The sequence below is a fragment of the Nostoc spongiaeforme FACHB-130 genome (genome assembly GCF_014698475.1).
GTDB classification, from domain to species: Bacteria; Cyanobacteriota; Cyanobacteriia; order Cyanobacteriales; family Nostocaceae; genus Nostoc_B; species Nostoc_B spongiaeforme.
This window is the reverse complement of record NZ_JACJTB010000010.1, coordinates 59220-85936: the sequence shown is the minus strand read 5'-3', so window position 1 is coordinate 85936 and position 26717 is coordinate 59220. Positions and strand designations below refer to the sequence as shown.

20 protein-coding genes are annotated in these 26717 nt (G+C 40.3%); 12 read left to right on the top strand and 8 right to left on the bottom strand.

Translation table 11 applies throughout. The features are described from left to right. Nucleotides 1-80 precede the first annotated feature (80 nt). Nucleotides 81-1538, bottom strand: coding sequence for an Asp-tRNA(Asn)/Glu-tRNA(Gln) amidotransferase subunit GatA (gatA, locus tag H6G74_RS10635; protein WP_190967637.1), 1458 nt, complete (start codon nucleotides 1536-1538; stop codon nucleotides 81-83). A gap of 269 nt (nucleotides 1539-1807) precedes the next feature. Here gatA and H6G74_RS10630 point away from each other — a divergent pair, with 269 nt between their 5' ends. From H6G74_RS10630 to H6G74_RS10620, 3 genes are all read left to right on the top strand, one after another. Next, nucleotides 1808-3163 (top strand): helix-hairpin-helix domain-containing protein, encoded by a 1356-nt coding sequence (locus H6G74_RS10630; protein WP_190967636.1) that lies wholly within the window; start codon nucleotides 1808-1810, stop codon nucleotides 3161-3163. 220 nt (nucleotides 3164-3383) lie between these two features. Next, on the top strand, nucleotides 3384-3923 hold the full coding sequence (locus H6G74_RS10625; protein ID WP_190967635.1) for a hypothetical protein: 540 nt from the start codon (nucleotides 3384-3386) through the stop codon (nucleotides 3921-3923). A gap of 285 nt (nucleotides 3924-4208) precedes the next feature. After that, nucleotides 4209-4385, top strand: a complete 177-nt coding sequence (locus tag H6G74_RS10620) for a hypothetical protein (RefSeq protein ID WP_062296461.1) — start codon at nucleotides 4209-4211, stop codon at nucleotides 4383-4385. Between the two features lie 48 nt (nucleotides 4386-4433). Here H6G74_RS10620 and nifV read toward each other — a convergent pair whose 3' ends face one another. The 5 genes from nifV to lpdA form a co-directional block, all read right to left on the bottom strand. Further along, a complete protein-coding gene (gene nifV / locus H6G74_RS10615) occupies nucleotides 4434-5549 on the bottom strand; it encodes a homocitrate synthase (RefSeq protein WP_190967634.1) in 1116 nt (371 codons plus the stop codon). A 188-nt stretch (nucleotides 5550-5737) separates the two neighbouring features. After that, complete coding sequence (locus H6G74_RS10610) at nucleotides 5738-6244, bottom strand: phosphate-starvation-inducible PsiE family protein (protein WP_190967633.1); 507 nt, start codon at nucleotides 6242-6244, stop codon at nucleotides 5738-5740. A gap of 414 nt (nucleotides 6245-6658) precedes the next feature. Then, a complete protein-coding gene (locus tag H6G74_RS10605; RefSeq protein ID WP_190592220.1) occupies nucleotides 6659-6910 on the bottom strand; it encodes a DUF5340 domain-containing protein in 252 nt (83 codons plus the stop codon). A gap of 213 nt (nucleotides 6911-7123) precedes the next feature. Continuing rightward, nucleotides 7124-8011 (bottom strand): indole-3-glycerol phosphate synthase TrpC, encoded by an 888-nt coding sequence (trpC, locus tag H6G74_RS10600; protein WP_190967632.1) that lies wholly within the window; start codon nucleotides 8009-8011, stop codon nucleotides 7124-7126. An 88-nt stretch (nucleotides 8012-8099) separates the two neighbouring features. After that, entirely contained in the window at nucleotides 8100-9527 is a 1428-nt protein-coding gene (gene lpdA / locus H6G74_RS10595; protein WP_190967631.1) for a dihydrolipoyl dehydrogenase, read from the bottom strand. 509 nt (nucleotides 9528-10036) lie between these two features. On the opposite strand from lpdA, the gene H6G74_RS10590 reads away from it, so the two are divergent. From H6G74_RS10590 to tsaE, 3 genes are all read left to right on the top strand, one after another. Beyond that, nucleotides 10037-11812: an SWIM zinc finger family protein gene (locus H6G74_RS10590; RefSeq protein WP_190967630.1), complete on the top strand. Its 1776-nt coding sequence runs from the start codon at nucleotides 10037-10039 to the stop codon at nucleotides 11810-11812. A gap of 88 nt (nucleotides 11813-11900) precedes the next feature. Next, nucleotides 11901-13826 (top strand): sensor histidine kinase, encoded by a 1926-nt coding sequence (locus H6G74_RS10585; RefSeq protein WP_190967629.1) that lies wholly within the window; start codon nucleotides 11901-11903, stop codon nucleotides 13824-13826. 96 nt (nucleotides 13827-13922) lie between these two features. Further along, nucleotides 13923-14378, top strand: coding sequence for a tRNA (adenosine(37)-N6)-threonylcarbamoyltransferase complex ATPase subunit type 1 TsaE (gene tsaE / locus H6G74_RS10580; RefSeq protein WP_190967693.1), 456 nt, complete (start codon nucleotides 13923-13925; stop codon nucleotides 14376-14378). A gap of 1429 nt (nucleotides 14379-15807) precedes the next feature. On the opposite strand, the gene H6G74_RS10575 is transcribed toward tsaE, so the two are convergent. Then, complete coding sequence (locus H6G74_RS10575; RefSeq protein ID WP_190967628.1) at nucleotides 15808-17130, bottom strand: dihydroorotase; 1323 nt, start codon at nucleotides 17128-17130, stop codon at nucleotides 15808-15810. A gap of 244 nt (nucleotides 17131-17374) precedes the next feature. Between H6G74_RS10575 and lepB the strand changes: the two genes are divergently transcribed. The 5 genes from lepB (at nucleotide 17375) to H6G74_RS10550 (ending at nucleotide 24831) form a co-directional block, all read left to right on the top strand. Next, nucleotides 17375-18016 carry a signal peptidase I gene (gene lepB, locus H6G74_RS10570; protein ID WP_190967627.1) on the top strand — a complete coding sequence of 214 codons (642 nt, stop codon included), beginning with the start codon at nucleotides 17375-17377 and terminating at the stop codon, nucleotides 18014-18016. 11 nt (nucleotides 18017-18027) lie between these two features. Continuing rightward, nucleotides 18028-18825: an MOSC domain-containing protein gene (locus tag H6G74_RS10565; RefSeq protein WP_190967626.1), complete on the top strand. Its 798-nt coding sequence runs from the start codon at nucleotides 18028-18030 to the stop codon at nucleotides 18823-18825. A gap of 984 nt (nucleotides 18826-19809) precedes the next feature. After that, entirely contained in the window at nucleotides 19810-21645 is a 1836-nt protein-coding gene (locus tag H6G74_RS10560; RefSeq protein WP_190967625.1) for a two-component system response regulator, read from the top strand. A 239-nt stretch (nucleotides 21646-21884) separates the two neighbouring features. Continuing rightward, nucleotides 21885-23054 (top strand): circadian clock protein LdpA, encoded by a 1170-nt coding sequence (ldpA, locus tag H6G74_RS10555; RefSeq protein WP_190967624.1) that lies wholly within the window; start codon nucleotides 21885-21887, stop codon nucleotides 23052-23054. 40 nt (nucleotides 23055-23094) lie between these two features. After that, entirely contained in the window at nucleotides 23095-24831 is a 1737-nt protein-coding gene (locus H6G74_RS10550; RefSeq protein WP_190967623.1) for a R3H domain-containing nucleic acid-binding protein, read from the top strand. Between the two features lie 88 nt (nucleotides 24832-24919). On the opposite strand, the gene H6G74_RS10545 is transcribed toward H6G74_RS10550, so the two are convergent. Next, the gene (locus tag H6G74_RS10545) at nucleotides 24920-25798 is read right to left on the bottom strand and encodes a LysR family transcriptional regulator (RefSeq protein WP_190967622.1); all 879 of its coding nucleotides are present in this window, start codon (nucleotides 25796-25798) and stop codon (nucleotides 24920-24922) included. A 120-nt stretch (nucleotides 25799-25918) separates the two neighbouring features. On the opposite strand from H6G74_RS10545, the gene H6G74_RS10540 reads away from it, so the two are divergent. Next, nucleotides 25919-26698 carry a class I SAM-dependent methyltransferase gene (locus tag H6G74_RS10540; RefSeq protein ID WP_190967621.1) on the top strand — a complete coding sequence of 260 codons (780 nt, stop codon included), beginning with the start codon at nucleotides 25919-25921 and terminating at the stop codon, nucleotides 26696-26698. Nucleotides 26699-26717: the final 19 nt, after the last annotated feature.

The following is a 26717-nucleotide window of genomic DNA, read 5'->3' as shown; positions in this document are numbered from 1 at the left end:
GTAGAGACGTTGTATACAACGTCTCTACATAACTCAGCACTCTTCATCAGACATGACATAAACCAGGGACGACTTTAGTGCTACAGTGCTGGCTGACGTAAATGCCAATTAGTTGCTTGCTCATAAGCATAAGCTACTTGCAGAATTTGGTCTTCTCTTAAAACATTGCCAATGATTTGCAAGCCAATAGGTAAACCTTGGTCATCAAAACCACAAGGTACGCTAATCCCTGGTAAGCCAGCGAGATTGACGGGAATGGTCATCAGGTCATTTAAGTACATACTCAAGGGATCTGTGGTTTTTTCGCCGGCTTTAAATGCTGTGGTGGGAGCAGTGGGAGTGATTAATACATCAACTTTTTTAAAGGCGTTTTCAAAGTCTTGCTTAATCAGGGTGCGGACTTTTTGGGCTTTGAGATAGTAAGCATCATAATACCCGGCCGATAGGGCATAAGTGCCAATCATAATTCGGCGTTTAACTTCAGTACCAAAGCCACTAGCGCGGGTACTCTTGTACATTGACAGTAAATTATCTGCATCGGGTGTGCGTAAGCCGTATTTCACGCCATCGTAACGAGCGAGGTTGGCTGATGCTTCTGATGGGGCGATGATGTAGTAGCTGGGTAAGCCGTAGCGGAAACGCGGACAAGAAATTGTATGAATTTCTGCGCCTAACATTTGTAATTGGTCGATGGCTTTGGTAACAGCAGCCTCAACCACTGAGTCTAAACCTTGGCCAAAGGTTTCTGTAATTACCCCAATTCGCAGCTTTCTTCTGGCTTTGAAGTCTGGTTTGAGGGAAGCCACATAATCGGGAATGTCTACTTTCAGGCTGGTAGAATCTTTGGAATCGTAGCCTGCGATCGCTCGGAGCAGAATTGCTGTATCTTCTACAGAGCGTCCAAAAGGGCCAATTTGATCCAAAGATGAAGCGTAAGCCACCAAACCATATCTTGAAACCAGTCCGTAGGTTGGTTTTAACCCAACGACACCACAAAAAGAAGCCGGTTGGCGAATTGAACCACCAGTATCAGAACCCAAGGAAACAATACATTCCCCCCCAGCGACGGCGGCGGCTGAACCTCCAGATGAACCACCAGGAACCCGCGTTACATCCCACGGGTTAGCTGTAACTTGGTAGGCAGAATTTTCGGTCGAACTACCCATTGCAAATTCATCTAAATTGGTTTTGCCCACCGTGACAGCCCCAGCATCTAGCAACTTTTGTGTCACTGTAGACTCATAGGGTGGCACAAAATTTTCCAATATCCGGGAACCGCAGGTAGTGGGGATTCCTTTGGTACACATATTATCTTTAATGCCAATCGGAATCCCCGCTAACAAGCCAATTTCTTCACCCGCAGCGATTTTGGCATCTACAGCACGAGCTTGCTCCAACGCCTGTTGTGCTGTTACATGCAAGAAACTGTGTAATTTCGGCTCTAAAGCTTGAATTTTGTCCAAAGCTTCTTGGGTAATTTCAACGGCGGAACGTTCTTTTTTAACTAGCTGTTCGTGCAACTCGCGTATGGATGCCATGACTGCTCTCTTGGTAACTCAAGTCATTGATTTTAGTACATATTGCGGGTAAGTATGTCATCCTTTACCAAAACAGCAAATATATACTTGATAACTGGATGTTTGCAAATTATAAAACTTAGACTATTAACTTAGCTATAAATTTCAGTTATTGTCGTGTAAGAGGAGATGAGTAGCAGTTAGGGAAGTAAACTTTTGAGTCTGGTTGTTGATGGCTCATTAAAGTAATATGATTCGGTTTTATTAAGTTTGCGGCGGGGAAAAGAGAGATGGTCAAAATAATTACTCGTAAATATGTTGGTCTGTCAAATGTCTATGACATTGGGGTAGAAAAAGACCATAACTTTGTCATTAAAAATAATTTCATCGCTTCTAATTGCTTTAATAAATCCCACTCTACTGCTTATGGCTATGTCACTTATCAAACAGCATATTTAAAAGCGAATTATCCCCTAGAATATATGGCAGCACTGTTAACGGCTAACAGTGGTGACACAGACAAGGTGCAAAAATATATTTCGACTTGTTTGAGTATGAATATTCAAATCGAACCGCCGGATATTAACCGTTCTGGTGTAGATTTTACACCCGTGGGTGATAAGATTTTATTTGGTTTTTCTGCTGTTCGGAATGTGGGACAGAATGCGATCGCTTGTATTTTAGAAGCGCGGGAAGACCAAGGGGTGTTTAAATCATTATCTGACTTTTGCGATCGCGTTGACTTGCGTGCAGTTAACCGCCGCACTCTAGAATCACTGATTTATTGCGGTGCTTTTGACAAACTTGAACCAAATCGCCACCAATTAATTAAAGACCTAGAACTTGTTTATGATTGGGCGCAATCTCGCGCTAAAGATAGAGCAACTGGTCAAGGTAACTTATTTGATTTATTAGGCGGTGGATTTGCTTCTACGTCTACTAATAAAACTACCAATAATGTCTTTGATTCTGCCCCGAAAGCCCAATCTGTACCAGATTTTCCACCGCAGAAAAAGTTGCAAATGGAAAAAGAATTGTTGGGATTTTATGTCTCAGATCATCCGCTTAAATCAATTAAACATTCATCTTCGATTTTAGCGCCAATAAATTTATCACAACTCGGTGAGCAGAAAGAAGACACATTACTTTGTGCAGTTGTGATGTTAAATAATGTCAAAAAAGTCATGACCAAAAAAGGCGATCCAATGGCGATTTTGCAGATAGAAGATTTAACTGCTCAATTAGAAGCTGTCGTCTTTCCTAAAACTTATGAACGGGTGAGTCTTGCACTAGAAGTTGATGCCAGATTAATTATTTGGGGTAAAGTCGATAGACGCGATGAACAAGTGCAATTAATTGTGGAAGATGTTGAACCAGTAGAAACCGTACAACTGGTGATGGTAGAACTTACTCCCCAACAAGCTATCACAATTGAAGAACGCGATCGCCTACGCACAATTTTAAAAGAACTATCAGGTGACAGAGAAAAAGCCAAAGTCCCGGTAATTGGCATTGTACAAGCTGGCAGTTCTCGGCAACTTGTCCGATTTGGCAGACAATTTTGGGTGCAAGATTCTCGCTCAACTGTTCTCGCACTACAAAATGCCAGATTTCTCGCTCATGTAAAACAATTAACTGGTAGTTGATCGGAAATATGTGAAACTTGGGTAAGAAAAATTACTTGTTTTTTAAAACTAAAACTACTTAATACCTTAAATATGCCTTCGTCAACAGTAGAACACCGTAGTAATACTGTAATAGATTAGTTTTTTTAGTGACTTATGCGGATGATGATTTCTTGGTTGTAATGGTATTTTTTGATGCTAGGGAGAATTGGAGATTGCTAAGTGAAGGAGCTAAAGCTTGATGATTGCAAATGATTTACATAGATTTGTCTCTTATTGTAAAAAAATTCAACCACAAACCCAAGAAGATATCAAACAGTTTTTTGAGGGGGTAATAGTTTTTCCTTACGATAAGGAACTACTTTTGCAAGCTTATTTGTTTTTAAATATCAAAAACTTGTTTCCTGACTGCTGCGAATTGTTGTTATTTGAAAAATCACCAATTGCAGATTATACAGATTTAGGAAAATGTGATTTTGTTTATCTGACATTACAAGGTAATCTATTTCTCATTGAAACGAAATTTATCGATACAGAAGCAACAGGCGCAACCGAGAGAAAAAGACGCAATAAACACAGAAACAAAGTCTTTGAACAAGTCATTACTTTAAAAAATAGATTTAGTGAATATTGGGATATTAGACTGAATCAGTTAGAATGTGGCGTTTTTACAACTGATTCAGAAGTTGAATGGCGAGGTAACGGTATGAATGTAGTTACTAAATCAATTGCTATTGATCAGTTAGAAAAGTGGCGGAGAAGTTATAAACGCACCATTTAATTTCTGTCTTATTTCAATTTAACCCTTAATTATTATTCGATTTTATTTATATGTTAATACAACATTTTTAGAGACGCGGAAGTTCGCGTCTCTAATGTTTTTTAGGGTTTCAAAATTTTTGAATAGCTGTAATACCACATCGATGCTTGTCGAAAAGCAGGCTTTGTTTGTATAGTCCCAGACTTCCAGTCTGAGGGGGACTTGAAATACAAGAAACAATATTTGCATATCTTGTGGCAATGTGGATATTGAGAACAGCAAAAAGTCTACATCATAGGATTACTGATGAACCGTTCTAAAATAGTTGCCATTATTACAGGTGCAATTTCTGTATTGTTGGCTATTGCTTATCTAATTCTTGTCCAATTTCTTGATTATCGAGACATGAAACCTGCGCCTGTTGGTCAAATTGACTCAACACCAATAGCGATAATTGACACTAACCCAAGATATTTTGGATAAGACAATAGTAAGTTGGGTGGAGCAATAGCGAAACCCAACAAAAGCTGATTACTGTTTTACTCCGACTAAAGATAACAACTCTTGTGTTGTCAGACTGCGCTTTTTTTGGGTTGATTCTTGTCGCACTGCATTTAAAACAGATTGTGTTTCTTCACTATTGAGAATAATCCCATGTTGTTGCAGCACATTTGATAATAAATGGCGGCCAGAATGCTTACCCACCACTAAACGCCGTTCTTGTCCAATTTCTTCGGGTGCAAATGGCTCGTAGGTATGGGGATTTTGCATGACTCCATGAGCATGAATACCTGACTCATGAGCAAAGGTGTTTTCGCCGACTATTGCTTTCCAAGGGGGTAAATTATAACCTGATGCTGTGGCTACTAGTTGCGATATTTCTAATAAACGTCGGGTGTCTATACCTAAGTCAATCTTAGATAAGTGTTTCAGCGCCATGACGACTTCTTCTAAAGCTGCGTTTCCGGCTCTTTCACCTAAACCATTCACTGTGGTATTGACAGATAATGCACCAGCTTTGATACCTGCTAAGGCATTGGCTGTAGCTAAACCAAAATCATTGTGAGTGTGCATTTCCACGGGGATAGACAAGGATGTGACCAATTTTTTTACCTTGTCATGAGTCGTGAACGGGTCGAGAATACCTACAGTGTCACAAAAGCGAAACCGCGATGCACCCCATTCTTGAGCTGCAAGTACTGTATCTAACAAAAATTGCTCATCGGCTCTGGAAGAATCTTCTCCGCCTACCGAAACAAACAGTCCTTGGTCTAAAGCAAAGTTCAGGCTATCTTGGAGTTTTTGTAAGACTAATTGCCAGTTTCCCTGAAATTTTGCGCCAATTTGAATTGCAGAGACGGGAATAGATATATGCACACGCTTTAAACCGCAAGCGATGGAAGCTTGAATATCAGAAATTACGGCGCGATTCCAGCCTAACAGATGAGCTTGCAAATTTAAGTCAACAATTGTGGCGATCGCTTGTTGTTCAGCTGCACCCATCGCCGCAATCCCAATTTCGATTTCTGGTACACCAATCGCATCGAGAAATTTGGCGATCGCAATTTTTTCTTCTAAGTTAAAAGCGACACCTGCTGCTTGTTCGCCATCACGTAATGTTGTGTCATTGATGACAACCTGATTCATTGCTTAAATTTCTCCAAAAAAAGAGATTTATCTTTTTAGCCTCAGCTTGAGTCAATATAATCAGAATTCGATAAAAATGACTGCAAAATTCAATAAGTATTTAATTTATACTTATTTTACTGAAGTGAAAGTTGATATCCTCTAATTCCTACTGGCTAAGGGGTATTTACAGCCAACTGTAATGCTCATCATATTTCATCAGCAGCTACAGTTCCACCTGCGACTATTTCTGTATCTGATAAGATGTCGTGGTTGTGGCTGGTAACATGACCAAAAAAGCGAGAAATTAAAGGTATGGTAATGAAAATTACTGCTAGAACTAATAAAAATGTCGAAATACCAAAAAGCTGATTTTGTGGTATTTCTAATACTCCCCGCAAAATGACTTCTCGTAATGCTGAAACTATCGTAATTTCAACTGCTGCACCTACTGAGATTTGTTGAGTTTGTAAGTAATCAATCAGTAGACGAAATAATTCAACTAAAATTAAAATAAACAGGATATCAGATGTAATTTCTCGTAAATCTAAAGGGTGTAAAAAGGAAAAAAACATATCCCCTAACCGAATCAGCATAACGCAGAATAAGCCAAGGCAGAGTGAGATAATAATAAAGTCTTGAAATCTTTCTAGGTTACTGACAATCCGCTCTCGCTCAAACCAACTATTCACTTCTCTAATTACACGCTTTGGCATAATTTCTTCTAAAACCTGATTTACTTATCTCCATGATAGGCAATTTAAGAATAAAAAAATTAATATTTTCCGATTATTTCTTGTGATTTATTAACATATATTTGAGCTAAATTGTAGTGTTGTTTACAGCAAAGAAATCATTTTTTAAACCGTGTTTTTCTTAACAGCAACTATATCTTTTATTGATAAAATTGGGTTTTTCAATTTAATAACAATATCCCCGACTTCTTCAAGAAGTCGGGGATATGAACCTCATATTTTATGAATCAAATAATAATTGCTGAAAATCCGCGTCATATCATGTCCGGCAAATCAGTTATGATTCAACACATCTGTGCAGAAAGACAAAACTCTTTCTCCCCCTGCTCCCTGCCCCCTGCGGTCTTTATGATAAGTCTTTTACCGGACATGATATCAATCAGGTACAACCACTTTCTCAGCAATATGATGGTTGAGTGACCAACGGTGGTCAACTGGCACAGATGTCACTTCACAAATTTCTTCTAGCCGTTTTTGCTGGACTGCTGCTTTGCGAAGGGTGATGATGAGTTGATTTACCTGATGTCGCAAATCGGGATTTTGATTAACGGCTAACAAGGTTTGTCTTTCTAAAAGTTGGAGTATTAATTCGTAGTGGATGGGTGACGGTAGGGGAATCTGCTCCATGTGGTTTTAATATTACAAATGTATAATTTGTGTTATTTAGAGTTTATCTCTTGCCATGAATTGTTACACAAAAAATAAACCTTTGGTTAAGGTATGGTTGTTTTTAACGATAAATTTTTTGCAAACCATAGTGAAAGTACGGTAGATACTAGGTTGTATAAATAACATAGTATTATTGCTCTGTTGAGACAGAGCAAGATAGCTTCACTTAGATTAATGATTGGGCAAGATTTGAGCGATCGCTAATTCTGGATCTGGTTGTTTGACTAAAGATTCGCCAATTAACACAGCCGTTGCACCTGCTTGTTCAACTACAGTCAAATCATCAGGTGTGTGTAAACCCGATTCACTGACAACCACGATATTGCGATCGCGTAATTGTTCACCCCTAGCTTGTAAAAGTTGACAGGTAGTCTGTAAATCGACGGTGAAATCTTCGAGATTGCGATTGTTAATGCCCACTAAACAGACATCATCTAAAGCTAATACCCGGTCGAGTTCTTCTAGACTGTGGACTTCAATCAAGGCTGCCATTTTTAAGGCTTTGGCAATTTTGATAAAGTACTGTAAATCTTGGTCAGTTAAAATTGCCGCAATTAATAAAACGGCATCGGCACCCTGGAGACGAGCTAAGTACATCTGGTAAGGATAGATCATAAAATCCTTACACAATAATGGTAAATCAACTGCGGCCCGGACTTTCGCTAAATTGTCAAAACTGCCTTGAAAAAATTTCACATCTGTCAACACAGAAATACAACTAGCACCACCTTGTTGGTAGGATAAAGCGATCGCCACCGGGTCAAAATCTTCTCGTAATACACCTTTACTCGGTGAAGCCTTTTTCACTTCTGCAATCAACGCTGGTTTTGTCTTACCTTGTTTGAGGGCGGCGACAAAATCCAGAGTTGGCGGTGCGGAAAGTGCTTGCTTTTGCAATTCTCTTAAAGGCTGTTTTTCCCGCAGTTGCTCAACTTCAATTTCTTTTTGCCAGACAATTTTTTCCAGAATATTATTTGGTTCGGCATCTGGCAAAGCGGCTTGATAGCGCACTACGGATACATCAATAGCTGGGCTTGGTTGACGACGACGGATTTGCATATTTGAGTGCTGAGTAGTAAGTAAAAAGTAAAAAGTAAAAAGGTAAAAGTAAAGATTGTTACTTTTTACCTTTTTACTTTTGCCTTTATTAGGCTACAGCCCGTTTGTAGGCTTCATCTAGAACTTCCGAGAGGGTGGGGTGGGCGTGGACTAGATGGGCGAGGGTGTGAACAGATTCACGCTTTGCTACGGCGGCTGAGGCTTCGTGAATTAAATCGGAGGCGTGCATCCCAAAGATGTGAACACCTAAAACTTCGCCTGTGTCTTTGCGATAAATGACCTTCGCTATCCCATCGGCTTCATTTTCTGCCAAAGCCTTAGAGTTGCCTTTAAAGTAACTCTTACTTGTACCGACTTCAAAACCTTCTGCTTGTCCTAATTCCTTAGCAGCAGTTTCGGTTAAACCGACATAGCTAACTTCTGGGTGAGTGAAGGCTGCGGCGGGGATGCTGCGATAGTCTACAGTGCGCGATCGCCCGACGATATTTTCTACCGCTACAATACCTTGAGCCGAGGCAGCGTGAGCCAGCATCATTTTGCCATTGGCATCACCAATGGCCCACAGATGGGGTACGACTTCACCCGCACTCAATACTGCCATGCGATCGTCTACAGGGATGAAATTCCGCCTGTCTAATTCCACGCCCACAGATTCTAAACCAAGGTTTTGGGTGGCGGGGATGCGTCCTGTCGCTACTAGGCAAGCATCAACCTCAATCACTTCTAAATCTTCTTTTGTTTTAAAATCAGCTAACTCAATTACCACTGGCGAACCAGGGATGACTCTTTTGGCGTAGATACCGACTTTGGTTTCAATATCGCGGGGGGTAATTAATACCCGTTCAGCAAGTTTGGCAATATCGCGGTCAAATCCTGGCATTAACTGGTCTAGGGCTTCAATCATGGTGATTTCACTGCCCAAAGCCGAGTAGACATCAGAAAATTCCAAGCCGATGTAGCCGCTACCAATAATTGCCACCCAAGGCGGGAGAGATTCTAATTTTACGCCTTGGTCGCTGGTAAATACAGTTTTGCCGTCAACTTCAATCCCTGGGGGAACAAAAGGAACTGAACCAGGAGAAAGAATAATATCTTTAGCGGTGATCGTTTTTTCACTGCCATCAACCGTGACAGTGATTTTTTGAGTACCTGCGATTTTTCCCCAACCCCTGATGATATCTACGCCTAGACGCTTGAGGCTGTTGGTTAAATCGCCTTGAATTTTCGAGACTAAATTGCCTGCATGATCCGCGATCGCTTGGCGATCGAACTCCACATGACCAATTTGAATACCCAGTGACTTGAGGTGGTGGGCATTACGTAACTCCCGCACACGTCCTGCTGCTGCCAACAACGCTTTTGAAGGAATACAGCCCCTGTTGACACAGGTTCCGCCCATGTCAGCTGCTTCAATAATTGCTGTTTTCAGACCGCAGCTTACCGCGTGTAGGGCTGCGCCATGTCCGCCTACACCAGCGCCAATAATTACTAAATCGTAATCAAATCCTTGACTCACGTTAGTTTCCCCGTGTGCTTCGCCTATTTATTCTCAATTCGACTAGCTATTCTGACAACCCCAAAGAGTTGGGAATGGCTAAATCAACTATTATCGTTCACCCTAGCAAGCGAAAAGATAACTTTATTGACAATTTTAGTAAACATTATTCACTTATTGAATTTTATACTGATATGGCTAATTTTTTTGGAAAGCTATAATAGCCGATTCAGGTTGAGACAAACTGATTATTTTTACCTTGGTAAGCTGCTTTTACTTTGATTTAGCAATAACTTGGACAATTAAACTTAGATAATAAGTATTAGAAAATACTAGTACTCAATTGTGGAAATAAACTACTTTTGAGGTAAAGATTTTATCAGCAGCTTTATTGTACTAGTATCGTAATGTTTGAAAGTTCAGTAACAGCCTGATGGTTATGACTGGAAATTCAAAATCAGTATGAGCCGAAAAGCCAACCTGGATCTAAAATTCATTTACCCATAGGATTTTCGCACTTCGTCTGCCCGATGTCTATTCCCAAAATCAGTGAATTTACCATCCGTCGTTATGCCAACGCCAAGTCTTACCAACGGGGTGAGGCTTATTTTGAATCTGGTGCTGTAGATACCATCATTCGCCGTGGTAATCTATTACACGCAGAAGTTGATGGCAGTGAAGCTAGACCTTATCGTGTCAGCCTCAATTTTGATGGCCATAGTTTAACCTCGGCAAATTGCACTTGTGCCTACAATTTTGATGGATGGTGTAAACACATTGTGGCAACGTTGCTTGTTTGTGTGCGCCAGCCTGAGATTATTGAACATCGTCCGACGTTAGAGCAATTGCTTGATCGATTGGATCATGTGCAGACGCAAAGACTAGTGCAAGAATTAGTCGCAGAACATCCGCAATTGATTGAGACAATTGATCGTCATGTTACCTGGATGACAAATCCTTTACCCAAGACAAAAAAGCTCAAGTCTCTGCGGCAAAATGCCATTGACACCAGTGCTTTTCGGCGACAAGTACGGCAGATTATTCATGATGGTGTGCGTTATCTGGAGGATGGCTGTGAAGAAGATCCGATTGCTGAGGAATTGCTGGGTTTAGTACAGTCGGCGGTAGACTTGATTGAACGGGGAGAAGGAAATAAAGCGATCGCAATTTTAGAGGCGATTACTTCTACCTGTATCGAAAATTGGTATGAAGTCGCCGAGTATGGTGCCGATTATGATGAAATTGCCTGGGAGTTAAATAATGCTTGGTGTGAAGCCATTCTGACTGCGGACTTGACTCCCGAAGAAAAAGTAGATATCCAAGTAAATTTGGAAGTTTGGCAAGATGAATGGGATGTGGATTTTGGCTTAAGTTTAGAAGCTTTGCGCCAAGGCTGGGATTACCCACAACTCACAGAAGTTCTCCAAGGCAAAATCACTGAACGGGGAGTGTGGGAAACAACCATTCCCGATTATGCCGATGATTTAGCTTTAATTCGGTTGAAAATTCTCGAACGCCAAGAACGTTATCAAGAATATTTATATTTAGCAGAAGCAGAAGGACAAACGCGGCAATATTTAACCATGTTGGGGAGACTCGGCAGAGTAGAAGAAGCCTTAGAAGCTGCCCAAACCGAGATGAATTCAATGGAAGAAGCCTTTGCTTTGGGTAAAACTCTGCAAGAACAAGGGGCATTACAACAAGCTTTGCATATTGCTCAAATTGGCTTGCAATTAAAGGGAAATTGTCAATATGACTTGGGTTTATGGACAAGTGATTTAGCCCAAAAGTTAGGTGATCAAACTACAGCTTTACAAGCCAAAAAACTAGCTTTTCAGGCACATCCTTCTTTAGAAGAATATCAAGATATTCAAGATTTGGCTGGGGAAGAATGGCTGCGAATTAAACCTGATTTATTGAAAATTCTCCGGCTTTATAGTGGATGGGAAACTGCCCCCATCAAAGTCGATATTTTCTTACATGAAGGACTGATTGATGATGCGATCGCGATCGCTAATGATTTAAATGTCTATTATGCTGACATTATTCATCGGGTGATGGATGCTGCCATTCCCCATCGTCCTGAATGGGTAATTACTCATGCTTGTCGCCTAGCCGAAGCAATTATGAATGCTGGGAAAGCAGAATATTATGATGCCGCAGTTGAATGGCTCAAAAAAGCTCGTGCTGCTTACATTGCGTCAAACAAACAAGCCGACTGGTCAAATTATCGCGCCAAATTAATGGAAATCCACGCCCGCAAGCGCAAACTTATGGGAATGTTGCAAGGACGAGATATGGAATAATTCTGAATTCATCAATTGATGTTTATCAGCTGAATCCTCTGGGAACTATAGGTAATGAGTCTAACTAAAGCTTTACAGTCATACCTATATGTTCTATTTATTCCCCAAAGCCCTCAAAATTAGCAAATCCCAACCCACTCCCACCACAAAACCACCTGATATTAGAACATCACTAATTTTGATTGCTTGTACATTAGCAATAGGGATTGTTGGTTGGACTAGCTACTTGGTGGTTAGAAAGTTAATTATTCAACAGCTCCAAGAAAAAGCATTATTACAAGTCCGCCAAGGAACAGATGAGATTGATCAGTGGTTAGCAATTTGCTCTACCACAATTCAAACTATTGCGAATACAGACGCAGCCCGTTCCTTAAATTGGAGATTGATTGAACCATTGTTAGAGTCAGAAGTGAAGCGCACTGATGATTTTTTTAAAATTTCACTCTCACTACCTGATGGTTATTATTACAACACTGAGGTAGGTAAAAGCAATACCAAAAATAATGATCGAGATTTTATTCAAAAAGCATTAGCAGGAGAAACAAATATATCAGATCCCTTTGTCAGTCGGACTACAGGTATTCCTTCTGTCGCAATTTCTGCGCCTATCCGTCAAAGTTACGATTTCAAAAGTCGTCCTATAGCCGTGATTAACGGTAGCTTAAAAGTACACCGAATTACTCAAGTAGTTAACAAACTGCATTACGGTAATTTGAGTTACGCCTTTGCACTTAACTCTCAGGGAGAACCAATTATTCATCCGAAAGTGATGTCAACCAAAGAAAAACCTGCTCCCAGTTTTCTCAAATCAAGCGACTCTAGCTTGGCGGAACTAGCTCGGCGGATGGTAAACAAAGAAGAGAGAATCGAATTGATTTCTATTGATGGAACTTACAAATATGTTGCTTATGTTCATCTCAAACAAGCAAATTGGTCAATAGCTTTAGTTATACCGCGAGAAAATATCGAATCTCAACTCCAAGCACTAAATTTACTGACTTCAATATTAGGTGGACTGCTGGCGGTAGGAACAATTATTGCTTGGCGACAAATACAATTATCCCAAAAAGCGAAAATTCAAGTTGTGATGCTCAGTCAACAACAAAAAACATTACAACAACAAGCACAAGAATTAGAGCAAGCCTTACAAGAATTAAAACAAACTCAAGCTCAGTTGATTCAAGCTGAAAAAATGTCTAGTTTAAGTCAATTAGTTGCCGGAGTAGCCCACGAAATTAACAACCCAATCAGTTTTATTTATAGTAATATTGAACCAGCCCAAGAATATATCGCAGACTTACTCAAATTTTTAGAACTTTATCAACATCACTACCCAGAACCAGTACCAGAAATTCAAGATGAGGCAGAAGTCATTGAATTAAATTTCTTGATAGAAGACTTGCCAAATTTACTCAATTCAATGAAAGTTGGTGCTGAAAGAATTAAACAAATTGTGCTGTCTTTGCGGAATTTTTCTCGCTTAGATGAGGCAGAAATGAAACTGGTTAATATCCATGAAGGTATTGATAGTACACTCATGTTTTTACAAAGCCAACTCAAAGCGACACCCAACCATCCAGAAATTGAAGTTATTAAAGAATATGCTGATTTGCCACTGGTAGAATGCTATGCAGGAGAACTAAATCAAGTGTTTATTAGTTTGCTGACAAATGCGATTGATGCCATAGAGGAGTCTTTTATTCATTTGTCGCCAACTCAAGAAAGACGTAAAGGTCAAATCCAGATTAAAACTGAACTGACTGCTCATCAAGAAATAATTATTCGCATTATTGATAATGGTATTGGGATTTCTGAAAATTCAAAAAAGCAACTATTTAATCCCTTTTTTACTACTAAACCTGTTGGCAAAGGTACAGGTTTAGCTTTATCTATTAGTTATCAGATTGTGACTGAAAAACATCAGGGAAAATTGGAATGTCATTCTACTGTTGGTAAAGGTACAGAATTTGTGATGATAATTCCAATTAGTCAGGAAAGGTTGCTGGCGGCTTGAAGTAGGTTATACACATATCTTGCACCAAACGACTTCAGTCGTTTGGTGCAAAATGTGAATATACATTAATGACTAATGACTACTGACCGACCAAAAATGAAAATTTTTCTTGCAGATGTCCAAGCGACTCTCAATTTAGGTATCAAACTAGGTCAAACTTTGACTCCTGGTACTGTCATTTTACTAGAAGGCGACTTAGGTGCAGGTAAAACTACCTTGGTGCAAGGCATCGGTCAAGGTTTGGGAATTACCGAATCAATTGTCAGCCCCACTTTTACTTTGATTAATGAATACACTCAAGGGCGCATACCCCTTTATCACCTCGACTTATATCGCTTACAACCGCTAGAGGTAGCAGGTTTAAACTTAGAAAGCTATTGGGAAGGAATTGAAATAGAACCTGGAATTGTAGCGATAGAGTGGGCCGAAAGAATGCCTTACCAGCCAGAGAGTTATTTGTGTGTGCGTTTAAGCTATGGCGACAATAGTAATCGTCAAGCCGATATTACAGGATTACATTGCAACATTAGCGAATTAATTGCTAAAATCTAAATCAATTATTTAGATTTGTGGATTAGACTATACAATTAGTCTGGATTATGCAGCATGGAAGCAAAAAAGATTGGGTAGGCAAAAGTTGTGTAGAGAATCCCACCCAAAAGAAGTTTGAGCGGCAAATTTTGCCGCTCAGAATTCATAATTCATTGCTGTAGGTTGTGAGAGAATTTTCTGGATGCGGTTCTACGTAAATGAACTACAAGGACAACTGTCCAATCCAAAATTAGCCTCACATCATGATGAGATGACAAAAATGTATCGATAGTCGAGGAGGAATTGTACACTCGTTCTATCTACCACTACCACGTTCATCGAAGAAATTGACTAACATTGCTGCCTTCATTATTCAAAAATCAATGGAATACTGTACAATAGAGGTTTGTCCTTAGATTGACATTTACTAGCGACTGCATTTAGCTAATTTTTGGTGTATGCTCGCAGGTAAGATTGCTGTAAGTGCCGATAAATCTTGAGTCAGAGCTTTTGAATGGAACAATCCTTTGGAGAGTGATATCTAACAAACTGCCAGATTTTTGAGTGCGGACACTCAAGGGTAATTACATTCAAATAAGAAGTGACTTTAATTTATTGTTTAGGGAATCATCTTGGTGAGAAGGCTCATTGACAGATGAATTTTAGTTAGCCAGTCAGTACTGGGATGTATTACTTGTGTTCTGCTTTTCTTTGTACCTGCCTTTGATTAACTAAGTAAATTGTTTCTTTTAGTGTGTTTAATTGGGATGCTAGTTTTTTGAGACTAACTCCGTTTTCTTTGCTAATTCTGGCTTTTGCTGCGCCAATTGCTGAGAAAACAATCAATCAGAAGTGTAAAAAATAGGTTTTAAGGTCGTCCAAATTAAGTGCATATAAAATTTATATATGTATAAAACTGAGTTTTCACAGAAATTTGCCCGTTTACTTAACCCTATTAATTCTCTTCTTTTTTTAGCGGAAAAATCCGGATAGTTGAACACAAAAGACTAGTTGAGAAAGGTTAAAAGATTTACGATCGCAATAGCCATCCTGTCATCTATCCACTGACCTAGTATTCCCAAGTTAAAAACAGAATCTGCAATCAAAAAGTAACTAATGATTAAGTTATGAGATAAATTAATTTGAATAAGTAGTTTTCAAAAGAAAATCTTATGCTCATACTGATATATCTTCCAAAAGCCTAAACATTTTTAACCAAGTACCATAGTATTTATACGAGATAAAATCGTATAAACACTCAACTTTTCGCCGCCAAATCTGGAAGCTAGTGTTTATACGTAGTTGGGCTATTGAAGAGAAGTCAAAAGTAAAAAACCAAAAGTCCAAAGTATTCTTGATTTTTGACTTTTAACTTTTGCCTTTTGACTTACCGCTACCCGCTTGGGACAGGGGGAGAATCTTTAAATCAGCACTCAGCACTACTGAATCTTTATGAAGAGAAAGTTAAAGCTTGACCACGCACGTCAGTATTAACGCGATTTTGTTCATAGACAATTTGTCCACCCACAATTGTAATCACAGGCCAGCCTGTGAGGTTCCAACCTTCAAAGGGACTCCAACCACATTTAGTTAATAAGTCTTCTCGGCGGACTGGACTGTAATTATCCAAGTCTACCAAGACTAAATCAGCATCATAACCAGGTGCGATCGCTCCTTTGTTAGGAATTCCATAACCTTGCGCCACTGCATAAGACATCCAGTTGGCAACTTGCGCCACAGTACATTTTCCTTGCATTGCCGCAGTTAACATCAACGGTAAAGAAGTCTCTACACCGGGCATTCCCGAAGGTGTATTGGGATATTCTTGGGCTTTTTCTGCCAAGGTATGGGGGGCATGGTCGGTGGCGATAAAATCAATCACACCATCTCGTAACGCTTGCCAGAGAACTTCGTTATCGTGGGGCGATCGCAACGGCGGATTCATTTGCGCTAAAGTGCCAATATCTTGATAAGCACTGCTATTTAATAACAAATGTTGTGGTGTTACCTCAGCCGTTACCCAACTCGGTTTGTCTTGACGTAATAACTCAGCTTCTTCGCCTGTAGACAGATGTAATATATGTAGCCGACGCTGATATTTTTTAGAAAGATTTAAGGCTTTTTGGGTAGCTAACAGCGCCGCTTGATTATCTTGGATTTGGGAGTGAATGGCCGGGTCATGAATACCAGCAAACTCTTGCCGCCGTTGATTAATGCGTTCTTGGTCTTCAGCGTGAACCGCAATTAAGCGATCGCCTTGGGCGAAAATGGCTTCTAGAACAGTATCTTGGTCAACCAGTAACTGACCGTGCATCGAACCCATGAAAACTTTAATGCCGCATGTCGGTTGGGCTGTGAGTAAATCTGGCAAAACTTCTGCGGTTGCGCCAATAAAAAAGCCATAATTCACCACACACTTACTCGCCGCCCGTTGGAGTTTATCATCTAATGCCGCTTGAGTAGTAGTTAGGGGGCGGGTATTGGGCATTTCTAAAAACGAGGTCACACCGCCCTTAGCACAGGCACAACTAGCAGTAAATAAATCTTCTTTGTGTTCTAGTCCTGGTTCCCGAAAATGCACTTGCGGGTCAATAACTCCTGGCAACAAAGTTAACCCTTGTGCGTCAATCTCTCTGGTGACAATGGTACCAGCAATCTCCGGTGCTACTTCTTGGATGAGGCGATCGCGCACAAGTACATCCCCAACCATGAATTCACCATTGGGTAGGACAATGCGAGCGCGGCGAATTAATAAACTTTGTGAAGATGACATGGAGCTAAAAAATTTTACTTAAGGAGTTATGTGTGACTGCAAACTTTGATTTTAGATTAAACTTGCTTGCCCTTTCTATGATCAATTTTTGCAGCTGATTCAAAAAAAGTTTATTTTTAACTTATAAATCTGTCTGTAAAGATGCTAAAACTCACCTAGAGAACCTAATTTTCTCGTTAAAATTAACAGATAGACTTTCCCTAAGCTAGTTAATTTCTACACTTTTCCTTACTTCAGTACTTTCATGCAAAATCAAGTGTCTGATCAAAATTCTAATCAAAAACCCGATAATTCCTGGATTGCCGAGCTAGGTAGAACAGTTGTATTAAGTATCGTTCTTGCCCTGGGCATTCGTACTTTTGTTGCTGAAGCTCGCTGGATTCCTTCTGGTTCTATGGAACCAACTTTGCATGGGACTCAAAACCAGTGGGAAGCAGACAAGATTATTGTTGATAAGTTGAAGTATAAGTTTGCCAACCCCCAACGGGGAGATATTGTGGTTTTTTCACCCACTGACGAACTCAAACGCGAACAATATCAAGATGCCTTTATTAAACGTGTCATTGGCTTACCAGGAGAAACAGTAGAACTGCGTGATGGTAAAGTCTACATTAATAACAAACCCCTGGAAGAAGAAGCTTATTTAGGTTCTAGCCAGCGCACAGTGGTTGATGTTTGCACCTCTGGACAGCAACCAGCTTTCCTAGCCAAACAGCAGACAATACCGCCAAATTCCTACCTAGTATTAGGTGACAACCGTAACAGCAGTTATGATAGTCGTTGTTGGGGTGTTGTACCCCGTGATAACATTATTGGTCGGGCTGTATTGCGCTTTTGGCCGTTAAACCATGTTGGTGGCATTGATAAATCACCCTTGTATCCCTAAGTCATCTGAAAATGCCGTACCTAGCCAAAATCTTAATTTACCCAATTAAGTCACTAGATGGGGTAGAAGTGGCACAAGCCGAGGTTTTGTCTAGTGGCGCATTAAAAGGCGATCGCGAGTTCGCTATTTTTGATGCACAAGGTAAATTTGTTAATGGTAAGCGTCATCCCAAAATTCATTTACTGCGGGCGAATTATCCAGACCCATCTGGTGATCAAACAATCTCCCTGAAAATCCCTCACCAGAATTCACCATTAGTTTTTAATTTAAATACAGAGAGAGAAAAACTAACCGCAGCTTTAAGTGATTTTTTTGGGTTTTCTCTTACCATCATCCAAAACTCGCTGATGGGTTTTCCTGATGATACAGATTCTCCTGGCCCAACGGTAATTAGTACAGCAACTTTAACAGAAATTGCTTCGTGGTTTCCGGGTGTCACTGTCGATGAAATGCGTCGTCGGATACGTGCCAACATTGAAATTGCAGGCGTGCCACCTTTTTGGGAAGATCATTTATTTAATGAACCAGATAAATTAGTAGCTTTTCGAGTGGGAGATGTGCGGTTTTTTGGAGTCAACCCCTGCCAGCGTTGTGTAGTACCAACACGGCATCCTGACTCAGCCACAGTTTACCCAAATTTTCAAAAAATATTTATCCAAAAGCGACAAGCAACATTACCAAACTCAGTAAATTTATCACACTTTAATCATTTTTACCGCTTAAGTGTGAATACCAGATTACCCATATCAGAATCTGGCAAAACATTACAAATTGGTGATGAAATTGCTATAACTTATAATATTAATTAATGAAATTTAAAATATTCAACTTAAGTTTTATTAACACAAATAATTGCATGACTGTTAAGCTATTATGCAATAGTACTAACAAGATTTGAATATTTATATTATCAGGGTTTTAGCTGCAAGTGCGAGACTTGTAAACTATCTACTGAAAATATCTAAATTCAACTTTGATCTTAGAGACTTGAGTAAACAAGTGTTCATCTATTTTTGATTTTGGCTAAACAGTAACCTTGAGGTATCACCAAGCCAAATTACAGTAACGCCAAATTGAAAGATGATTGCAATAGATGAATCGCCCAAAAAGTTACCAGTCAACCATGACAAAATTCAAAATCTCAAACTCCAAAATAGTCTAAATTCTCCTGTCATCAAAAAGTTATCGGACTTAGTATGATCATGAAATTGCCTCTGCTATGTATGCGTAGAACTTGGCAAAAGTAAATCTTTATACTAAAAATAGTAATATCCTTTGTAGCTTTGAACGTAGCACATAGTAATAACCCGGAGCAAAATTATGTATCTGAAATTGCTTGAGTTATCCACAATGCGAGCTAGGGAAACATCCAACAACCATGCTATCTAAAATTTAGCTTGTCCAATTGTTTCATCTCCACATTACCAATGTTTATACCAAGATACCCATGAGATTAGTTATAATTAAGACCTTTGTCTGGCACATGAGAGCCGTGATCAGTCTATTGGTTTATCTTTCATTGCAAAATAAAGTATAGCAATAGTAAAACTGCTAGACCAGTTAGAAAACTCAGTATTACTGAATTCCCAGATGATTTTTGTGGAACAGGTAAGGTATCTATTTGATCCTAGCAGTCAAGTCATCTCACTAATGCCAGGCAGAAAATCAAATCTGCGATCCCAGAGAAAAATATTTTAAGGATAAGATTACAATCAAATGTGCCGGGTTTTCAACGATTTAGTGAATAAATATCAGTTTGAGAAAACTATGGAATTGACGAGAAGCAAGATGTAATGAACCACCAGCAGTTAGACCCGGATAAGAAAGATATCTTAATAATTGACGACAAGGCAGATAACTTGAGAGTTTTATCCTCTCTACTGGCTAGAAAAGGATACAACGTCCGTAAAGCATTAAACTGGCAAATGGCTTTAACTGCTTGTCAAACTGTTTTACCGGATCTAATTTTACTTGATATTATGATGCCGGAAGTTGACGGTTATGAAGTGTGTCGGCGGTTTAAGAGCTGGGATTTAACCGCAGATATTCCCGTAATCTTTATTAGTGCTTTAGATGATGTTTTTGATAAGATTAAAGGTTTTAGATTAGGAGGGGTAGATTATATTACTAAACCCTTTGAGTTTGAAGAAGTTGTAGTGCGCGTTCAAAATCAACTAGAACTGAGACAAGCAAGATTAGAAATTTTAAGACTCAATACAGAGCTAGAACAAAGAGTTAAATCTCGGACTTGGGAGTTAGAAAATGCTCTGCAAAAACTGCAAAAAGAAATTGTTTCTCGGCAACAACTGCAAGATAAATTACTGGATATAGTCCTACATGATGCACTTACAGGACTACCAAATCGAGTTTTGTTTTTAAGACAGTTAAGCAAAGCTCTTAACCTGGCTAGAGAAGATAAGAACTATCATTTTGCCATCCTATATTTAGATTGCGATCGCTTCAAAGTTGTCAATGATTCTCTTGGGCATCTTGTGGGAGATGAGTTACTCATTGCGATCGCTCGTCGTCTGCAATCATGCCTGAATCCTGGTGATACCCTAGCAAGACTAGGCGGTGATGAATTTGGCATTCTTCTCGAAAATATTTCCGATATTAATTCTGCTATTCAAGTAGCCGAACTCATGCTACAAGAACTATCTATGACATTTAAGTTGTCTAGATATGAAGTATTTATGAATGCTAGTATTGGGATTAATTGGGGCTGTAAAGATTATGAAAAACCAGAGTATTTGTTACGCGATGCTGACACCGCAATGTATCGTGCTAAAGCTCAAGGAAAAGCCAGTTATAAGGTCTTTGACCCCGCAATGTACCAAGAAGCAATTCAACTTTTAGAAATTGAAAACGATCTACGGCGAGCCATTGAAAGAGGAGAACTGATTATTTATTATCAGCCAATTATTGCCTTAAGTACTGGTGAAATTGCTGGCTTTGAAGCATTAGTCCGTTGGCAACATCCTGTGCGTGGTTTAATGGCTCCTACCGAGTTTATTCCCATAGCAGAAGAAGCAGGTTTAATTAACGACCTTGATATTTGGGTTTTGAAATCTGCTTGTCAACAATTACGCCTTTGGCAAGAGCATCCAAATATACCTAAAAATTTAACGATGAGTGTTAATTTAAGTGCGCGTCTGTTTACCCAGACCAACTTAATTACCCAAATTGATCAAATTATTCATGACACTGAAGTTAATCCAAGAAATCTAGAATTAGAAATTACTGAAAGTGTCATTATGGAAAATACTCATGTTGTGAGAAGCATTATTGAAGAAATTAAACAGCGCAACATCAAGTTAGTAATGGATGATTTTGGTACTGGTTATTCTTCTCTTAGCTATATTCATAGTTTGCCTTTAGACTCATTGAAAATTGATAAGTCCTTTATTACTAGAATGCAGTTTTATCAAGATAACCTAGGATTAGTACCAACAATAATTAGTATTGCTAAATCCATGAATATGACTGTGATTGCTGAAGGCGTAGAAACTCAAGAACAAATAGTAAAATTAAGAAATTTGAATTGTGACTTTGCTCAAGGCTATCTGTTTTCTCAGGCTTTACAACCAGAAGCAGTGATTGATTTTGTCGTATCTATGCCCCGGTGGTAAATATATGGTTTTATACCGTGTAGGGAGTATTTTTCTGTATCCTGGGCAGTAAAATTTACATTATTTAAAATAGAAAATATATTGATTTGTTCTCAGTAACAAGAGAATTTTTAGCAGAAGTTGATTGACATTAGCTGTCAAAAATGAGAGTCTGGTTACTCAGAAAGTCAAAATAGTGTCCAAAAATTTTTATTGATTAAAGACTACTATTTTCAGTTACATAAAAGCATAATAGAGATGTGACTGATTTGTTTGCCCCTTTACATTCCCTGGAAAATGGTCGCTGGTTCAAGCTCATTTGTGGAGCCAGCTACCAACATCTGCCAGCAGTCAGAAGTTTGGCTTTAGCCTACACTTTGGCGGGTGCTGACTGTATAGATGTCGCTGCTGACCCGGCGGTGATAGCAGCAGCCAAAGCCGGACTGCAAGTAGCTAAAAACCTGACTGAAGCCGCACAACAACGAGGCTTCGACTATCAAGGTAGTTCGCCTTTGTTAATGGTGAGTTTGAATGATGGTGAAGACCCCCATTTTCGCAAAGCCGAGTTTGATGCAGTTTATTGTCCTTCTGACTGTTCTAGACCATGTGAGCGAGTTTGTCCGGCACAGGCGATCGCATTTAACCGCAAACCAGATAATTTTTCTGGGGTAGAATCTCAGAAATGTTACGGTTGTGGTCGTTGCATCCCATTATGCCCTTACGATATAATTTATACTAGATCATATATATCAACACCAGAGGCGATCGCGCCAATGGTAATTTCAACAGGAGTAAATGCCGTAGAAATTCATACACAGGTCGGCAGATTAGTAGAATTTCAAAAATTATGGCAAGCAATTTCACCTTGGGCTGAACAACTTCAGGTATTGGCTATCAGTTGTCCTGATGGCGACGGCATGATTGACTACTTAAAAGCAATTTATGAACTAATTACCCCACGTCCTCGTACTTTAATTTGGCAAACCGATGGTCGTCCGATGAGTGGTGATATTGGAGATGGTACCACTACGGCGGCAGTCAAATTAGGACAAAAAGTTTTGGCAGCTAACTTACCAGGATATGTGCAGTTAGCAGGTGGCACAAATAGCTACACCGTTGCTAAGTTAAAGGCAATGGGACTACTGAAGAGAGCAGGGGAGCAGGGGAGCAGGGGAGCAGGGGAGAACAATTCTTCCTTCCCCTCTGCCCCTCTGCCCCTCTGCCCCTCTGCCTCAATTGCAGGAGTCGCCTACGGAAGCTATGCCCGTGTATTGCTGTCGCCAATTCTCGAACAGTTGGAGAATAAGGAGGTGAATTACGCCAGTGTCCAAGGGAATGTCCGCCTGGAATCAGAACCAGACTTATTGTGGGAAGCTGTAGGGCTTGCCCATTCTCTCGTTTCCCAGATCAAGTCACAGCAAGAGCGATAATCGCTCGTTCGTTATCTCTCAAAACGTCACCATAGAAAGCATGACGATTAAAGACGATCTCCAAAAGTTATTAGACATCTTGCCCCAAGACTTGCGACAAGTACTAGAAAATCATCCTCAGCGAGATAGTTTAGTTGAAGTAGTCTTGGATTTGGGTCGTCGCCCAGAAGCTCGCTTTCCTAATCAAGCTGAGTATCTGAGTGAAACACCCGTAACTCAAGCACAAATTGATGATTGCATTCAGCGAGTCGGCACCTTTGGCGGAGATAATCGAGCAGGAATTGAGCAAACTTTGCATCGGATCAGTGCTATCCGCAATCGGAATGGTAAAATAATTGGCTTAACCTGTCGTGTTGGTCGTGCGGTATTCGGTACCATTGGTATGATCCGCGATTTGGTAGAAACAGGTAAATCCATTCTCATGCTAGGTCGTCCAGGTGTGGGTAAAACTACTGCCCTGCGGGAAATTGCCCGTGTGTTGGCAGATGAGTTGAATAAACGAGTTGTAATTATCGACACCTCTAACGAAATTGCGGGAGATGGCGATGTTGCTCACCCTGCCATTGGTCGTGCGAGAAGGATGCAAGTAGCTCATCCAGAACTTCAGCATCAAGTCATGATTGAGGCAGTGGAAAACCACATGCCGGAAGTGATTGTGATTGATGAAATCGGCACCGAACTGGAAGCTTTAGCAGCACGTACCATTGCCGAACGCGGTGTGCAGTTAGTAGGCACTGCTCATGGGAACCAAATTGAAAACCTGATAAAAAACCCCACACTTTCTGATTTGGTTGGTGGTATTCAGGCTGTGACACTGGGAGACGACGAAGCCAGAAGGCGTGGTTCGCAAAAAACGGTGTTAGAGCGTAAAGCTCCGCCTACCTTTGAAATTGCTGTAGAGATGTTAGAACGACAGCGTTGGGTAGTTCACGAAAGTGTTGCTGACACAGTAGATACTTTATTGCGTGGACGGCAACCAAGCCCACAAACCCGCACTGTGGATGACAACGGCAAAGTTGTCATGACTCGACAGCTATCGGTGGTGAATGGTCGTGGTGGTCATCTAGCTAGCGGAGAAGATACTTTCTCCTCTGGGCGACAGTCTGGTGGCTGGCGGGCATCGGGACAGATGGTGGCACTTCCGCCATTGAGTCTAGAGCGGGAAAAAACAACTGGACAGAGCGAGTTTGACCGCTTGCTAGAGGAATCCTTTAACTACTCCGACACCATTGATTTCGCCGCCACGAAGAATGCTGGCCCCAACGGGGAAGATTTGCCACTGCATGTTTATCCTTATGGGGTGAGTCGCCACCAATTAGAACAGGTAGTTAGTGTGCTGACTTTGCCTGTGGTCTTGACAAAAGACATCGACAGCGCCGATGCAATTTTGGCATTGCGATCGCATGTCAAAAATCACGCTAAACTACGGCAAATGGCCAAAGCCCGTCATGTCCCTATCCACATGATTAAAGCCAGCACCATTCCGCAAATTACCCGTGGGCTGAGACGACTGCTCAACATCGACGATCCAGAAATCGCTGATGACCGCGAATTGCAACTTTTTCTGCACAGTGGTAGTGATGACGAAATTGATGCCCTAGAGGAAGCTAGACTTGCAGTCGAGCAAATTGTCATTCCCAAAGGACAGCCAGTAGAGTTACTGCCCCGTTCTCCCCAAGTCCGCAAAATGCAGCATGAATTGGTAGAACATTATCGCCTCAAATCCCATAGCTTTGGCGAAGAACCTAATCGCCGCTTAAGGATTTATCCGGCGTAATTTCAATTTAGGACTAACACACAAAGGTTAGTTGTTGAAATTGGGTGTTGGGATGTCAGAGTTTTGAATACTTGACACCTCAACACTCTTATTTCAAGTGTCTGACGATATCTACAAATTTCTGCACAGTTGAAGATGCGTCACTGCTACGCCAAATCATTGCAATTGTTACTTTTGGAGTAGGTTCTTCAATATATTTATAAACTACTCCGGTTCTTTGCAAGTTTTGTAATGATGCAGGCACGATCGCCACTCCCATTTCTGCTGCTACGATACTGACAATGGTTTGCATCTGAATGGCTTCTTGTACAACATGCGGACTAAAACCTGATTGCTGACAAACACTGATAATTAAATCGTAGAGTCCGGGTGCTAATTTTCGGGGAAATAAAATAAACCCTTCATTAGCTAGGGATGTCAAACTAATTTGAGATTGCTTCGCCAGAATATGCGTCTCTGGTAACGCTACCACGAGCGATTCTTGAAAAATCGTTTCCCAGCTAAATTTATTGTCTTCAACAGGAGGACGGATAAAACCGACATCCATGCGTCCTTCTTGCAACCAATCTAGTTGTTGATCTGTAGTTAATTCATGTAACTCTAGATTTACTCCAGGAACGCAGTTGCGATAATTTTTGAGTATGAATGGCAAAATATTATACGCGGCTGAACTGACAAAGCCAACCACTAATTTTCCGACTTCGCCACGACTGGTTTGTTGTCCGATTTGAATTGCTTGTTGTAATTGGTGAAGAATTTGCTGCACTTCCCTCAAAAATACTTCACCTGCTGCTGTTAACTGCACATGGCGTTTTGTGCGATGAAACAGTTCAAATCCCAATTCTGCCTCTAGTTGGCGAATTTGTTGACTGAGGGGAGGTTGGGCAATATGCAGTTTTTCGGCAGCTTTGCCAAAGTGTAATTCTTCTGCCAACGTCACAAAGTAGCGCAGATGGCGTAATTCCATTGGTAAGGGTAACTAATATTTTTTAAATATTAATCACAGTATAAAAATATATTGGACATTAATAAAAATCTTTTTTACTGTGGATATTAAGCAATCAACACACGGAATTTCACTAAATTTATGAATCAGATTTCGCCATCCAAAGATAATTGGAATGCTTTGCTTTATGAAGATAAACACGCTTTTGTGTGGCAATATGGCGAAGATTTACTGCAATGGCTGAACCCCAAACCAGGAGAGTTGATTTTAGATTTAGGTTGTGGAACTGGACAACTTGCTGCCAAAATTGCCGAGTCTGGCGCTGGGGTGATAGGAATTGATAGCGCCGCCACAATGATTGAAAAGGCGCGACAAAATTATCCTAATTTACGTTTTGAAGTTGCTGATGCCCGTAACTTGCAAATAGACCAACTATTTGATGCCGTATTTTCTAATGCTACCTTGCATTGGATCAAAGAAGCAGATGCTGCGATCGCCTCCATATATCAAGCACTCAAACCAGGAGGACGTTTTGTGGCTGAATTTGGTGGTAAAGGTAACGTAGAATCCATAGTCCAAGCATTGTACGTGGCTTTGGAAAAAATTGGTTTTTCTCGTCCCCAAGTTTTAAATCCTTGGTATTTTCCTAGCATTAGTGAGTATAGTAACTTACTTGAAAAACAAGGCTTTGAAGTTACTCATGCTATCTTATTTCCCCGTCCCACTGTCTTAGCGGATGAGACAGCAGGTATCAAAAACTGGTTGGAAATGTTTGCTAGTGCTTTTTTCACCAACCTGTCGGCTGTGGAACAAGTAGAAGTGATTCGTGATGTTGAAGACTACCTCAAGCCTACGCTTTACAAAAATCATGTTTGGCTGGCAGATTATCGCAGAATTCGCATTCTCGCTATCAAAGTGTAGTAACGTGACCGTAAAAGCT

Coding starts and splice junctions, on each gene's coding strand:
- gatA (WP_190967637.1), bottom strand. CDS start 1,538: ATGGCATCCATACGCGAGTTGCACGAACAGCTAGTTAAAAAAGAACGT.
- H6G74_RS10630 (WP_190967636.1), top strand. CDS start 1,808: ATGGTCAAAATAATTACTCGTAAATATGTTGGTCTGTCAAATGTCTAT.
- H6G74_RS10625 (WP_190967635.1), top strand. CDS start 3,384: ATGATTGCAAATGATTTACATAGATTTGTCTCTTATTGTAAAAAAATT.
- H6G74_RS10620 (WP_062296461.1), top strand. CDS start 4,209: ATGAACCGTTCTAAAATAGTTGCCATTATTACAGGTGCAATTTCTGTA.
- nifV (WP_190967634.1), bottom strand. CDS start 5,549: ATGAATCAGGTTGTCATCAATGACACAACATTACGTGATGGCGAACAA.
- H6G74_RS10610 (WP_190967633.1), bottom strand. CDS start 6,244: ATGCCAAAGCGTGTAATTAGAGAAGTGAATAGTTGGTTTGAGCGAGAG.
- H6G74_RS10605 (WP_190592220.1), bottom strand. CDS start 6,910: ATGGAGCAGATTCCCCTACCGTCACCCATCCACTACGAATTAATACTC.
- trpC (WP_190967632.1), bottom strand. CDS start 8,011: ATGCAAATCCGTCGTCGTCAACCAAGCCCAGCTATTGATGTATCCGTA.
- H6G74_RS10590 (WP_190967630.1), top strand. CDS start 10,037: ATGTCTATTCCCAAAATCAGTGAATTTACCATCCGTCGTTATGCCAAC.
- H6G74_RS10585 (WP_190967629.1), top strand. CDS start 11,901: ATGTTCTATTTATTCCCCAAAGCCCTCAAAATTAGCAAATCCCAACCC.
- tsaE (WP_190967693.1), top strand. CDS start 13,923: ATGAAAATTTTTCTTGCAGATGTCCAAGCGACTCTCAATTTAGGTATC.
- H6G74_RS10575 (WP_190967628.1), bottom strand. CDS start 17,130: ATGTCATCTTCACAAAGTTTATTAATTCGCCGCGCTCGCATTGTCCTA.
- lepB (WP_190967627.1), top strand. CDS start 17,375: ATGCAAAATCAAGTGTCTGATCAAAATTCTAATCAAAAACCCGATAAT.
- H6G74_RS10565 (WP_190967626.1), top strand. CDS start 18,028: ATGCCGTACCTAGCCAAAATCTTAATTTACCCAATTAAGTCACTAGAT.
- H6G74_RS10560 (WP_190967625.1), top strand. CDS start 19,810: ATGAACCACCAGCAGTTAGACCCGGATAAGAAAGATATCTTAATAATT.
- H6G74_RS10550 (WP_190967623.1), top strand. CDS start 23,095: ATGACGATTAAAGACGATCTCCAAAAGTTATTAGACATCTTGCCCCAA.
- H6G74_RS10545 (WP_190967622.1), bottom strand. CDS start 25,798: ATGGAATTACGCCATCTGCGCTACTTTGTGACGTTGGCAGAAGAATTA.
- H6G74_RS10540 (WP_190967621.1), top strand. CDS start 25,919: ATGAATCAGATTTCGCCATCCAAAGATAATTGGAATGCTTTGCTTTAT.